The sequence below is a fragment of the Hymenobacter jeollabukensis genome, from assembly GCF_005771675.1.
Lineage (GTDB): Bacteria > Bacteroidota > Bacteroidia > Cytophagales > Hymenobacteraceae > Solirubrum > Solirubrum jeollabukense.
In genome coordinates this window covers 14,715-27,320 of record NZ_VAJM01000021.1, presented here as the reverse complement: position 1 = coordinate 27,320, position 12,606 = coordinate 14,715, and the positions used below count along the sequence as shown (strand labels likewise).

General features: G+C 62.7%; 11 protein-coding genes. 5 read left to right on the top strand and 6 right to left on the bottom strand.

What is annotated here, in order from left to right; all coding sequences use genetic code 11:
• Positions 1–143: 143 nt before the first annotated feature.
• The 5 genes from FDY95_RS25395 (at position 144) to FDY95_RS25375 (ending at position 5,616) form a co-directional block, all read left to right on the top strand.
• Positions 144–620: a hypothetical protein gene (locus tag FDY95_RS25395; RefSeq protein ID WP_138082458.1), complete on the top strand. Its 477-nt coding sequence runs from the start codon at positions 144–146 to the stop codon at positions 618–620.
• 15 nt (positions 621–635) lie between these two features.
• Complete coding sequence (locus tag FDY95_RS25390) at positions 636–1,661, top strand: DUF5712 family protein (protein WP_138082456.1); 1,026 nt, start codon at positions 636–638, stop codon at positions 1,659–1,661.
• 40 nt (positions 1,662–1,701) lie between these two features.
• Positions 1,702–3,840, top strand: coding sequence for a type IV secretory system conjugative DNA transfer family protein (locus FDY95_RS25385; RefSeq protein WP_171025853.1), 2,139 nt, complete (start codon positions 1,702–1,704; stop codon positions 3,838–3,840).
• Positions 3,841–3,916: 76 nt separating this feature from the next.
• Positions 3,917–4,174: a hypothetical protein gene (locus FDY95_RS25380; protein WP_138082452.1), complete on the top strand. Its 258-nt coding sequence runs from the start codon at positions 3,917–3,919 to the stop codon at positions 4,172–4,174.
• A 104-nt stretch (positions 4,175–4,278) separates the two neighbouring features.
• Positions 4,279–5,616: a Fic/DOC family protein gene (locus tag FDY95_RS25375; RefSeq protein WP_138082450.1), complete on the top strand. Its 1,338-nt coding sequence runs from the start codon at positions 4,279–4,281 to the stop codon at positions 5,614–5,616.
• A 441-nt stretch (positions 5,617–6,057) separates the two neighbouring features.
• Here the strand turns inward: FDY95_RS25375 and FDY95_RS25370 are convergent, their stop codons facing one another.
• The 6 genes from FDY95_RS25370 to FDY95_RS25345 form a co-directional block, all read right to left on the bottom strand.
• On the bottom strand, positions 6,058–6,276 hold the full coding sequence (locus FDY95_RS25370) for a DUF202 domain-containing protein (protein ID WP_138082448.1): 219 nt from the start codon (positions 6,274–6,276) through the stop codon (positions 6,058–6,060).
• Positions 6,277–6,380: 104 nt separating this feature from the next.
• Positions 6,381–7,817, bottom strand: coding sequence for a bifunctional metallophosphatase/5'-nucleotidase (locus FDY95_RS25365; RefSeq protein ID WP_246074124.1), 1,437 nt, complete (start codon positions 7,815–7,817; stop codon positions 6,381–6,383).
• A 14-nt stretch (positions 7,818–7,831) separates the two neighbouring features.
• Positions 7,832–8,629, bottom strand: coding sequence for a hypothetical protein (locus FDY95_RS25360; RefSeq protein ID WP_138082446.1), 798 nt, complete (start codon positions 8,627–8,629; stop codon positions 7,832–7,834).
• Positions 8,630–8,750: 121 nt separating this feature from the next.
• Positions 8,751–9,974 (bottom strand): NAD(P)/FAD-dependent oxidoreductase, encoded by a 1,224-nt coding sequence (locus tag FDY95_RS25355; RefSeq protein ID WP_138082444.1) that lies wholly within the window; start codon positions 9,972–9,974, stop codon positions 8,751–8,753.
• 154 nt (positions 9,975–10,128) lie between these two features.
• Positions 10,129–11,163: a cytochrome d ubiquinol oxidase subunit II gene (cydB, locus tag FDY95_RS25350; protein WP_138082442.1), complete on the bottom strand. Its 1,035-nt coding sequence runs from the start codon at positions 11,161–11,163 to the stop codon at positions 10,129–10,131.
• Between the two features lie 11 nt (positions 11,164–11,174).
• Complete coding sequence (locus FDY95_RS25345) at positions 11,175–12,605, bottom strand: cytochrome ubiquinol oxidase subunit I (protein WP_138082440.1); 1,431 nt, start codon at positions 12,603–12,605, stop codon at positions 11,175–11,177.
• Position 12,606: the final 1 nt, after the last annotated feature.

Below are 12,606 nucleotides of genomic sequence, written 5' to 3'. Positions count from 1 at the left end.
TTAATGGTAGTTAGCAAGAAGACCACCATTTACTCGCGCTAATACGCTGACTAAATGGTAGTTACATATCAACAAAGTTGATATTAGTTAATATGATCCTTTAAAAAGTTGACAGTCAGGGTCTAGAAGTTAAAATCACTGATATGCAGGAACTGCCACAAAACCCGCCACCTCAACCCGCCCAGAGCTCCGCCGTCAAGCACCTGACCGTGAGTGGGCCGGCCCACCGCCTAGTAGGAGCAGAGGCTGCGCGCCTAGGCATTACCCGCACCGAATACGCTGATGCGGCCATTCGCTACTTCGCGGAGCGAGGCCTGAACCCAGTGGAATCGCAGGCTCGGGAAGGTCAACTCATCATGGCCGAGGTAAAGCGGCTGGGCGACCGGGTATTCGCTTACCTACAGGAGCAGGAGCGAGGCATATTGCTGGAAATGCTGCGCTTTCAGCTGCGGCAGCAGGCAGTGCAGGACCAAACACTACGCGTTGTCGAGAATTTATTAGCCCCGGAAGGAGGGGAAGCGCTGCGCAAAATACAGCAGAAAAACCAGACGCGCATCGCCGAAGCCGTAGCGGCCGGACTGGCTGCTCTAGATATAAAGGCTCTTAAAAAGGCCCGTTAGATCAGGATTACCGCCATGCACGCCAAGCTTATTAACCCTAAAACGAACGGCAAAAAAGCCTACAACAACCAGGGTAGTGCGGCCCAGGCGCTGAATTACCTGACCCACGAGGCTCGCCAAAACGGCGAGGCGCCGCGCTTCTTCAACGGCCAGCAGGACTTGCTGGACCGGGAGGCATTGCTGGCTTCCCTGGACGGCAACGTCAAAGGACTGCGGGCAGGGGAGGCCAAGTTTTATTCCCTGGTGCTTTCCCCGAGCCCGGAAGAATTGGCGTACATCGGCGGAGGCGACGAGGCGAAGCTGCGCGCTTACACCCGGGAGGTAATGGCCGCCTACGCCGCCGGCTTTCGGCTCAAGGACGGAGGGGCCGTGGGGAAGGATGATTTGGTGTGGGGTGCCATCGTGCACCACGAACGCACGCACCGCGGCACCGACGCAGCCGTGCGGGCCGGAGCGGCTCGGCCAGGACAGGTGCGGCCCGGCCTGCAGGCCCACGTCCACGTCGTTGTTTCAGCCCGGGATAGAGCGCAGCGCGTCACGCTGAACCCCGGCGGCCGGGTTAGCCGCTTTAGCCTGCGCGACTGGCAGGACGAGGCCCGGTTGGCATTCGAGCGCCAGTTTGCCTACCAGGGTCCGGCGCCCCGCCGAAGACCCGCCCCAGTCCTGACGGAGCCCAACCCCCAGCGCAATGCCCGCATTGCCGAGCGCGTCGCGCAGCTAAACCGGCAGGTGGACCCGAGCCAGCCGCTGGATGCGGCGCGGGTGCAGCGCATTGCGCAAGGGAGGGGCTACGACCGGATTTTCTACGACCGGCTCCGCCGGCTGGAGGGGCGTGCCCGGCAGGGACAGCCCTTGGACAATGCCTACCACTTGCTGGCCACGGGCCGGGAGGAGCCCGCCCGTGGCCAAACCGGCCACCAGGTGCGGCACGCCCTGCACAGCTTTCAGCAGGCCCTGCGCGCCACCAGCGGACCCGACCGCGTGGCCACCCAGGACATCGGCGAGCAGCGCGGGCGCCGGCAATGGGAGCCCGAGCTGTAATCCCGATGAGCGAACCTCTTGATTTCATTTCCGCATGAGCATGATGAGCGCCCCCCGGCAGCCGACTACCCACCGCCTGACCGGCTTGTATGTGGCCTTGGGCCTGCTGTTGGTTTTGCTGACCACCGGCGAATACTACTTGCTTTCCCATCCAGAATTCGCGCTCGACGCGGCGGGTTCGGGCACGCCCGCTGCCGGCCTGAGAACATCCATTATCAGCCGCTTGCTGGCGGGGCTAGTAAGCTTCTACCACCGCTTTGGCCTAATCGTGCGCGCAGGGGTGCTGGTCGCCGGGCTGTTGCTGGCGCTGCTGCTCAAAGCGCCGCCCGCCCGGCCCGGCCAACGCCGCTGGCAGCCCACGCAGCTGCAGCTGCGGCGGGTACAACTGGGAGCCGCCGCAGTGGGCTTGGTGGGCGGCGCGTTGCTGCTGGCGCTGGCATCGTTTCCCGCTGGGGTAATTAGCTGGCTATACCCCGCCGCCGCCCTGCTCGTGGTGGGCGCGGGCCTGGCAGCCGGTATCACGCGGGCCCTGCACAAGACCGAGCGGTTTGGCCTGCGCACCGAGCGCCGGCAGCAGGTCTCGGAGCACGGCTTTAGCCTGGCCACCACCGACGGCGGCTGGATCAACATTCCCAACCCGTTTCGGGGCACGCTGGTGCTCGGCGGGGCCGGGGCGGGCAAGTCGTACTCGATTGGGGAGCCCCTGATTGAGCAGTTCACCGAGAAGGGCTTTGCCGGGCTCATCTACGACTTCAAGTTTCCGGTGCTGGCGGAGGCCGCGCAGAAAGCGTTTGTGCTGGCCGACGCCAAAGCCGCGGCGGCAGGGCAGGAGCGAGCGGCGGTGCAGCTGCACATCATCAACTTCAAAGACCTGGAGCGCAGCGAGCGGGTAAACCCGCTGCGGGCCGACAAGATGCCGGTGGTGGCCTACGCCAACGAGTACGCCCGCGCCATCATGGCCAACCTGAACCCGGAGAGCATCAAAAAGATGGACTTCTTCGACACCAGCGCCAACGCCTTTCTGACGGCCATCATCTGGTTTTACAAGAAGAACTTCCCCACCTTCTGCACCTTGCCCCACGTGGTGAACACGGCCCTGCACCGCGACTTTACCCACGTGCTGAGCATGCTCGACACCGACCCGGAATGCGGCGACATGGTGCGCTCGATTACCACGGCCGTGAAGCAACGGGCCGAGAAGCAGGTGGCCGGCGTCATTGCGTCCCTGCAGATCGTGCTCACGCGCATCAACTCGCCGGAAATTGCCTGGGTGCTCACGCCAGATGAGGCGAGAGGGGAGGGGTTTTCGCTGGACCTAAATGACCCGCAGGCACCCAAGGTGCTGGTGGTGGGCAACGACCCCACGCTCAAGGAAACCTTCTCGCCGGTTATCAGCTGCATCGTGGCCGTGGCCCTGAAGCTGATGAACCAGCAGCACAAGCACCCGAGCTATGTGTTCCTCGACGAGGCGGCGACCATCTACGTGCCCAACCTGGAGGTGATACCGGCCACGGCCCGCAGCAACAAGGTGGCCATGATTTACATGACCCAGGACCTGAGCCAGATGATTGACGCCTACGGCCGCGACAAGATGCAGGTGATGGTGAGCAACCTTAACAACCAGTTTTTCGGCAAGGTCAACTCGCTGGAAACAGCCAAATTCGTGTCGGAGCTGGTGGGCAAGGAGGACCGGGAGATGGTGTCGGTCAGTACGGGCCGCAGCCAGAGCGGAGGCAGCCGGGGCGCCGGCAGCAACGCCAGCCAGAGCGTGAGCTGGCAGGAGCGCAACCTGGTGCGCCTGCAGGATACTATTACCCTGGAGACCGGCGAGTTCATCGGCCAGACCGTGGAAACCGAGCAGCCCTTTTTTCAGGGCAAGGTGGAGCGCCAGGCGGCGCCCGGGAATTACCCCCTGCAGCCGTTGGCTACGTTCGAGGGCGGCCCCGCGCCGACGCTGGGCAAGGCTCCGGTAGGGGAGGGGCAGGAACAAGACTGGCTCAGTCAGCGGCGCGCGGCCCGTCAGGCGGGTAGCGGCCCCGTGGCCGGCCCGGTTAGTGCACTGCAAGCGGTGATTCAAGCGAATTTTGACCTTATCCGGGAGGACGTGGCGGGCATCGTAGGCCAGTATGCCAATACCTTGAAGTCTGGGCAGATGCCGGATAATGAGCCCATGCTCTAAGGGCCACCGGGGCACTATAATGCCGGGTTTTTTGTTTAATTTGTACTCTCGATTCCCCGTTTACGTACTGTCTTTTATGAACACGCAAGCCTCTCACACCCCGCAGTTTGGTCCCCGCGAACAGACCCGCGAGCAGCGGCAGTTTATCATAAACCAGTCGCTGGGCATTACCCGCAGCCAGGGCGCCTACCAGGAGCCCGAGTGGCTGGCGGAGCTGCACGCGCAGTACATCGCCGGCCAGATTGACCTGGCCACCGTGGGGGCCCGCCACGACGAGCACCTGCGCCAGGTGCAGGCGCGCAACGTCGAGCACGCCTTGGCCCACGTAGCCTAACACAGCATATTTTCAAGTCTTTCATTGCAGTAGCCCGGCTTCGGTCGGGCTACTTTTTTGGCCCTATTCCAGCGAGCAGCCCGGCGCTCGTAGTTACCCCCGCGATGGATAAGTTTACGGACCCTCACACCGGCGTCTTTTACAACAAGCTCGGTATAACGGATGCCGATGAATTAGAGCAGGCTACCAAGGACGCGTCGCTGCGCCGCCTGCAGGAATTGGCCGCCGGCTACGGGCCGCAAGGCGACACCTTTGATGCTGCGCGGCTGCGGGCCGTGCACCAGCATTTGTTCCAGGATACGTTTGAGTGGGCCGGGCAAACCCGCCGGGAGGCCGGATTTCAGGGCGTCAAAGCCGCCGACCTGCCGGGTACCACGGCCGTGCCGATGCATTTTGCGCCCTTCGAGCGGATTGACGAGCGGCTAAACGCGCTGGGCGAGCAGCTCAAGCGTGAAAACAACCTCAAGGGCCTACCGACGCCCGAGGCTTTTGCTGAGCGGGCAGCCTACTATTTCGACCACTACAACCACGTGCACGCCTTCCGCGAGGGCAACGGCCGCACGCTGCAGGCCACCTTCGCCGAAATTGCCTACCAGGCGGGCTACCAGGTCGACTTCAACCGGGAGCACGAAAAGCTCAACCCCGCCCGCGACCAGGGCATTGTGAGCTTGCACGGCGCAGGGCACCGGGAAAAGGACTTACAGGCGCTACGCGACTTATTTGCCCGCAACACCACGCCGCTGCCCGGACCGGAGGCCGAAGCGGCGCGTCACCCCAGCCAAGCTCGCCCCCTGCCGGAGGGACCGACCCCCGCCGTCCGACAGCTAGAACAGCTGCGCGAATTGGTGGCCGCCACCCCGGCCCTGCAGCAGCTGGTAGCCGGCGTGGATTACCGGCGCACCCAGCGCGCGGACGCCCTGCTGAGCCAGGTGCTCGACATTGACCGCAATCCGCAGGAAAGCCTTGCCCGGCACGGGGATGGTCTGCGGGAGCTGCTGCGGGAGGTTGAGCAGGATCAACGGTTTCAAGATCCGGAGTCGAAGCGCGAGGCCGCCCGGTTCGGGGCCGCGCTGGCCACCTTACACCCGGAGCAATCGAAGACCGTAGCCGCTACGCCGGCTGTGTCTTCCACCAACTCGCCCCCCGCGCTGACGGCCGCATTCGTGCAAGCTGCCAAAGAACTGGTTGACGGACTACAGGAGCAGGGCTACCCCGGGCCAGCTGATTCGTTGGGGCGGGCTGCTAAGGCCGTGGAGAAATCTGCCTACCTGGGTGGTGCCAACCTGCAGGCCGTAGCCGAGGCATTGACTAGGGCGGAGAAAATACCGGCATTAGCCGACGAGGCCGCTGCCCTGCGAAGTGCCGGACGCGGCTTGCAGAAAGCGCAGCGCTCAGTTGCGTCAGCGAAGCCAGGCCCGGAAAACGACGGGCCTGAACGGTAGGCAACTGCCTACACCGCTTGTACCCCCCAATCAGGCCACTACCTTACCAATCAATGAACGACGATGAACTAGAGTTTCTGCAGGAGCAGCTAGCGGCTACCGAATTGCTGCCTTGCGCCACCTGTGGACAGGAAACGCTACACGCCCATCTGGAGGTCTTGGAGCAGTATGCACACGCCACGGAGTTCTTGATGGAATGCACTGCCTGTGGCACAAGACGTACCTGGCTGCAATTGGAGATGCCAGATTAGCAGTGCCATACTGCAAGATGTTTGACAATAGTTTCGAGCTGTCCCCAACCAAGTACCCAATCCGTTAGGGGCAAAGATGCGCGAGGGGCTCGCAACCGCGCCTGAAATCAGTACAGCCGTTCACCACCCAAGCAGCTGTAACTAGTTTCCTCTGGGGTACTACTTTTTCTCGACTGCCCATCCTTGCCGCTTATGGCGTGCGCGGGACGGGTAGCCGGCATTTTTCTATCTCTTGCTGCCGCATCCGGAAGCGCAGCCAGCCGGTGAGCAGCACAACGCCGGCAGCACCAACCGCCCAGTAGCCCAATGAGCCGGCGCGCACCGGATGCAGCTGAATCAGGGCCAGACCAAAGCCCAGCATAGCCAGGCTGGTGCGCACGTAGGTGAGAAACGTGCGCTCGTTGGCCATGCGGGTGCGGGCCGCGGCCAGACCTTGCTGGTCATAGTTGGGCGGTAACGGGGAAATGCGGGCATTTGGAAGCAGTAAAGCGGGCGCCCGGGCTGCCCCGGGCCTTATACCACTACGAACGTCGCGTGCGGATGAACGACCATGGGCCGGTGCTGGGTTAAATAGGCCCGCATAGCGGCTACTACGTGCTGCCCGGTTTTGCGGCGGTGGCGGCCAAACTGAGGCGGGACGCCCTGCGCGGTGATATACGCGGCCGTATAGGTCCGTTCCGGGTCCAGGGGCTGGTCTTGCACGAATACGGTTTGCAGGCGGCTGCCCTTTGGATTCTCGGCTTTGAAGTACGCTTTCAGGCCCAGGGCCCGCTTTACGTAGCCGCCCATCTGGTGCAGTGGATCCTGGCTGTAGGTGCCTTCCAGGTTCTTCTCCAGCATCTCCCGCAGCTCCGCGCCGCTGAGCTCGACCGTTTCAATCTCCGGGTCCATCGGCACCAGGTCGTACAGGTCGTTGAGCTGCATCGGGCCGGGAGGAATGGGGGCTCCGTAGCGCCAGCCGTTGGAGAAGTACACGTCGGCCGGCACCAGCGCCCGGATGCTGGCCAGCAGAAAATCGTCGGCCGGGCATTCCACTGACGTGCCCCGGTGCAGCCCGGTCGCGGTGACGCCCACCACCTCGCGCAAGCTAGCATAGGGCTGCAGGGCCGCATCAATGCGCGCCTGCATAGCCGGGTCGGGCGGCAGGTCCGCGCCGACTTCCCGCAACTCGTGGTCGTGGGCGGTGACGCGGCCGCCTTCTACGGTGAGGGTGAGGCGGCCCACGAAGGACCCGTGGGCGCCGGACTGCATGACCAGGCAGTTGCCCGCGCGGAAGGGCTCGTAGAGGCGGTTGTGGGTGTGGCTGCTCAAGCACACGTCCACGCCGGGGTGCGCCTGCAGTAGGGCCACGTCCTGGGGGAAGCCGCAGTGGGAGAGCAGCACCACCAGGTCGGCGCGTTGAGCCCCGCGCAGCTCGGCCACGTAGCGGGGCAGCTCCGCCGTGCCATCGGTGAAGCGCAGGCCCTCGCCGAAATGCGCCGGCATGGTTTTGTCGACGATGGGGCAGGCCAGGCCGATGACGCCCACGCGCAGGCCGGCCGTTTCGTAGACCTGATAGGGAGCGTACACCAGCTCCCCCGAGACCTTATCGTACACGTTGGCGGCCAACAGAGGGTAGTTGAGCTGATCTACCAACTGCCGCAGCCGAGCCGGGCCGTAGGCAAAATCCCAGTGGGCCGTCATGCCCGCTATGTTCAGCTCGTTGAGAATGGGTACCAGGATTTCGCCTTTCGTGTCCACCACCGGCCGGGTGCCGTGAAACGTGTCGCCGCCATCGAAGAGCAGGCTCGCCGGGTATTGCTCGCGCCACTGTCGCAGCAGCGTGGCAATGCGGGCATAGCCTCCACAAGGGCGGTACTCGGGACCCGAGGGGCCGTAAAACAGCTCCTGGTGCAGGTTCAGGTAGCCGTGCACATCATTGAGCTGGAAGAAGGAGAGGGTGGTGCCCATAGTGAATTGCAAGGCTAAAAATCTTCCAGCATGCCGTCGGCATCCTCGTACACGATGGGATCTGGAAACTGGATTCCGTGGTGGTCAGTTAGATATTGCCGGCTCAACAACTTAACCAAGTACTGCGCTTCAGGTAATGGCATCGGATTGGCAGGCGGTTGGTTGTTGCTAGGGCCGTGACGCGCTAGCAAGCCCGAAGCGCCGAAGTTGTCCGCTGTGCGGGTGAACAGTTTGTACTTGGCGTTGGAAATGCCCGCCTTCTGTAGAAGCCCGTCAAAGTCACTTTCATAATGGCGCAGCGTATCCACAATGGCGTAGAGCGTGCGTAAGTCTAGTTCTTGGCCCAGTTGGATCAATAGCGTAAGCACATCGTGCTCCGTGCGGGCAAGCAGCAAGGCTTGGCTCATCGGGCCGCTGCTATAAACCGGATGCACTGGCTCAGCCAGTACAGCGGCCGTGTAAGGCTGCTTGCTTGGCTCATCCGGCGTTTCGGAGTCGAGCCCTTTGTCAGCCCATAAATCGTACAGATTATGAAGCACCGGACGTGCTGACCCGAAGGGGGAATTGGGAGATAAAGAGGCCAGTACGTAAATGCCATGGAACATATCAAGCAACTGCCGGGCCCTTCCCCAAACCTGCGCTGGCTCACTTAATTCGTTCAGATGAGCAGATGTGAAAAAGAACTGAGGAGCACCACTGTCGTACTCCTCGTTCATAAATGCCAGATCGGGACTAGGGTTGCGTGCAGATAAGTCGTAGAGCAGCGGATGCGAGTAGCCCCGAATGGCAAAGCGGTAGTGGTAACCTTTCATAGGTCAGGTGCAGTAAGGCCAGTGTTAGCCTGATTAGAGTTAACTAGGCCATACGGCTCTGCCGTGGGCACGTTTAGGTAGCAACCTAGCTCTATGCGGGTAAAGACAGCAACCGGAAAGGTTACGCTTTACCGGCCAGAATTTTGTTCCAGTACAGCCACGGCAGAGCGTAGCGCTTGAGCAGCCACATGGAAAAGCGCTCCTGGGCCTGGTCGATGGGGAAGCTGGGGGTGGGGTTGTTGTCGTAGTCGAACTCGGCCAGAATCAGCTTGCCGTAGCCCGTTACGAGCGGGCAGGAGCCGTAGCCGTTGTAGGGCGGGTTGCCGGCCAACTGCTGCCCGCGCAGCAGCGACAACAGGTTGTTTACCACCACGGGCACCTGCTTGCGCACGGCCGCGCCGGTTTTGGCATTGGGCGTGGAGGTGGCGTCGCCCAGCCCGAAGATGTTGGCGTAGCGCACGTGCCGCAGCGTGTGCTTGTCCACGTCCACCCAGCCCAGCGGGTTGCCGGGCACGGCCAGGGGGCTGTGCTTGATGAAATCCGGGGCGCTCATGGGGGGCACCACGTGCAGCAGGTCGAAGTGCTTGGTGACCTCGCCCACCACCTGGCCGTCCCGGTACACGTCGTACACCGCTTCGCGCTGCTCGCCGCGGATTTCCTTCAGGTTATGGAAAAAGTCCGTTTTGATGCCGTAGCGGTTGACGACCTTTTGCAGGGCCTCGGCAAAGATCTTCACCCCGAACAGCACCCCGCCGCCGGAAGTGAAGCGCACGTCAGCCTTATTAAGCACGCCGCGCTTGCGCCAGTTGTCGCTGGCCAGGTACATGATTTTCTGGGGCGCGCCGCCGCACTTGACGGGCGTATTCGGGGCGGAGAACAAGGCCGTGCCGCCGGTAAAGGTGCGCACGAACTCCCAGGTGTACGGGGCCAGGTCGTAGCCGTAGTTGGAGCACACGCCGTTCTTGCCCAGCGCTTCTTTGGCCCCCTTGATTTTGTGCCAGTCCAGTTGAATACCCGGGGCTACGATCAGGTAATCGTAGCCCAAGCGCTGCCCGCTGGCCGTGACCACCACGTTGACGTCGGGCTCGAAGGAGGCCGCTGCGTCCTGCAGCCACTGGGCACCTTTCGGAATGAAATCGGCCTCGTTGCGCTCGGTATCATAAATATCATAGGCCCCACCGCCCACCAGCGTCCAGGCCGGCTGGTAGTAGTGCTTGGCGCTGGGCTCAAGGATGGTGACCTGCAGGCGGCGGTCAGCCAGGAGCAGCTGGGCGGCTACCGAGAGGCCGGCGTTGCCGCCCCCGATGATGAGTACTTGGTGATGGGAAGCAGGATGGACATGCATGGCGTCAGGGGTTGTAGGGAGTGGGAAATGACAAGTGGGGGAGTACTTTACATGAACATGGGTAAATAGGATCATGCTTTCACATGAATGATGTGTGTATGGTGCAGTTGAGCTGGCAGGACATTGTAAGAGTGCTTAGCGGGTTTGCACAGAACTAGTAACTGGCCTCATCGAGGCGCACTTTGCCCCGGAAGACCCAGAACACGAAGCCCGTGTAGGTGGCCACCAGCGGGATGCCTATGGCGGCAATCGTGAGCATGATGCCCAGCGACTTGGCAGAAGAGGCCGAATTGTAGATGGTCAGGTTCCAGGCCGGGTTGAGCGTGGAACGCACCAGCACCGGGAACAGGCCTGCCGCTACCATCAGTAGCAGCAGGGCGGCAATGGAGCCCGAGCAGAGAAAGGCCGCGAAGTAGCGCCGGCGCCGAATCAACTGGCCAATGCTCAGCACTAGGCCCAGCGTGAGCAGGGGCACGGCAAACAGCCAGGGCTGGGCCCGGAACACGGTGAGCATGTGGGGCACGTGCCAGAGTGTGGCCACTGACAGTACCAGGTATAGGGCCACGAACACGCGCAGGGTCTGGCGCACGATGAGCGTGAGGCGGGCAAAAATGCGGTTCTCGGTCTTGAGCAGCAGGTACACCGCCCCGTGCTGGGCAAACAGCGCCGCCGTGGTAGCGCCCACCAGCAAGGCGTATGGGTTCAGGAAGGTCAGCCAGGAACCGTGAAATTCCCGGTCGGCGCCAATGGGCAGGCCCTGGATGAGGTTGCCCAGCACCACGCCCAGGCTCAGGGCAATGACCACCGAGGCCACCGAGTAGCTCCAATCCCATAGCGTACGCCACCACGGCATGGGTTCCTTGCTGCGGAACTCGATGGAAATGGCCCGGAAAATCAGGGCGACCAGAAACAGCATGAACGGCACGTAAAAGGCCGAAAACACGGTGCCATAGACCACTGGAAAGCCCGCGAAGAGTGTGCCCCCGCCAATCACCAGCCACACCTCGTTGCCGTCCCACACCGGCCCGATGGCGTTCAGGGCGATGCGGCGGCTTTCTTCCTTGCGCAGCAGCAGGTGCACAGCGCCGGCCCCCAGGTCGAAGCCGTCCAGCACGGCGTAACCCGTAAACACTGCCCCCACCACCAGGAACCACCATACGGCCAGGTCCAGTCCCAGAAAAGTTGCCATGCTTGTGGGGGTTAGAGGTCGGATACGTGACGCAGCGCGGCGGCGGAAGCTCCCGGTGCGTCGTGGGAAATGACGGGGTTGTTGCGCTTGGAGGCCGGCGAGAGGTGATGGGCTTCGCTGAGCTCCTCCTCGTCGGGGCCGTGCTGAATCTTCTTGTTGAGCAGGTACAGGAACAGGGCGAAAAGCAGGGCGTAGACCAGCGTAAACAGAATCAGGGAAAACCACACCTGACCCGCTGTCACGGCCTTGGACAGCGCGTCGGAGGTGCGCAGCAGGCCGTACACCACCCAGGGCTGGCGGCCCACTTCGGCCGAGTACCAGCCTAGCTGATTGGCCAGCTGCGGCAGCAGCACGGCCGCCACGAACACGCCCAGCAGCCAGCGGGACTGCCAGAGCTGGCCCCGCCAGAGCAGGAAGCTGGCCAGCAGCGTCAGGCCGATGAGGGCCATGCCGATGGCCACCATCAGGTGGTAGGTCTGAAACACGAAGTTGACCGGCGGCCGGTCCGCGGGCCGGAAACTGTTAAGCCCTTTCACAGGCGCCTTGAAGTCTTCGTGCAACAGAAAGCTCAGCCCGCCGGGCACGGCCAGCCCGCTCACCTGCTGCGTGTTGTTGTCGACCCAGCCCAGCAGGTACATATCGGCCGGCGCGGAAGCGGCGTAGTGGCCCTCAAAGGCGGCTAGTTTGGCCGGCTGGTTCACGGCCACGCCGTTGGCCGAGTGGTGGCCGGTAAAGAGCTGGCCCAGGCCGGCCACGGTGGCCACGGCCAGCGCAATTTTGAAAGCAGCCCGTGAGCTCTCCACGAAGCGGCCCTTGAGCAGGTACCAGGCACTCACGCTCAGCACCAGGGAGGAGCCGGCCAGCAAAGCGCCGATGATGGTGTGGGAAAGCCGGTCCACGCTGCTGGGGTTAAACACCATGGCCCAGAAGTCGGTCACCTCGGCCCGGGCCGTCATCCCGGAGCCCACGATGTGGAAGCCGGCCGGGGTCTGCTGCCAGGAGTTGGCCACTACAATCCACACGGCCGAGAACATGGAGCCCAGGGCGACCATGATGGTGGAAAAGAAGTGAACCGGTGGCGAGACGCGGTTCCAGCCAAAGAGCAGGATGCCCAAAAAGCCCGATTCCAGCGCAAAAGCGAAAATGCCCTCCGCCGCCAGGGCCGAGCCGAAAATGTCGCCCACGTAACGCGAGTAGGTGGCCCAGTTAGTACCAAACTCGAATTCCATCACGATGCCCGTGGCCACGCCGATGCCGAAGATCAAGGCGAAGATGCGAATCCAGAACCGCGTCAGCCGCTCGTAAAGCGGGTTGCGGGTCTTCAGGTACATGCCTTCCATGCCCACCAGTACCACCCCGAGCCCGATGCTCAGGGGCGGGTAGATGTAGTGAAAGGCAATGGTAAAGGCAAACTGGATGCGGGACAGGATTTCGACGGACATG

Coding starts and splice junctions, on each gene's coding strand:
- FDY95_RS25395 (WP_138082458.1), top strand. CDS start 144: ATGCAGGAACTGCCACAAAACCCGCCACCTCAACCCGCCCAGAGCTCC.
- FDY95_RS25390 (WP_138082456.1), top strand. CDS start 636: ATGCACGCCAAGCTTATTAACCCTAAAACGAACGGCAAAAAAGCCTAC.
- FDY95_RS25385 (WP_171025853.1), top strand. CDS start 1,702: ATGATGAGCGCCCCCCGGCAGCCGACTACCCACCGCCTGACCGGCTTG.
- FDY95_RS25380 (WP_138082452.1), top strand. CDS start 3,917: ATGAACACGCAAGCCTCTCACACCCCGCAGTTTGGTCCCCGCGAACAG.
- FDY95_RS25375 (WP_138082450.1), top strand. CDS start 4,279: ATGGATAAGTTTACGGACCCTCACACCGGCGTCTTTTACAACAAGCTC.
- FDY95_RS25370 (WP_138082448.1), bottom strand. CDS start 6,276: ATGGCCAACGAGCGCACGTTTCTCACCTACGTGCGCACCAGCCTGGCT.
- FDY95_RS25365 (WP_246074124.1), bottom strand. CDS start 7,817: ATGGGCACCACCCTCTCCTTCTTCCAGCTCAATGATGTGCACGGCTAC.
- FDY95_RS25360 (WP_138082446.1), bottom strand. CDS start 8,629: ATGAAAGGTTACCACTACCGCTTTGCCATTCGGGGCTACTCGCATCCG.
- FDY95_RS25355 (WP_138082444.1), bottom strand. CDS start 9,974: ATGCATGTCCATCCTGCTTCCCATCACCAAGTACTCATCATCGGGGGC.
- cydB (WP_138082442.1), bottom strand. CDS start 11,163: ATGGCAACTTTTCTGGGACTGGACCTGGCCGTATGGTGGTTCCTGGTG.
- FDY95_RS25345 (WP_138082440.1), bottom strand. CDS start 12,605: ATGTCCGTCGAAATCCTGTCCCGCATCCAGTTTGCCTTTACCATTGCC.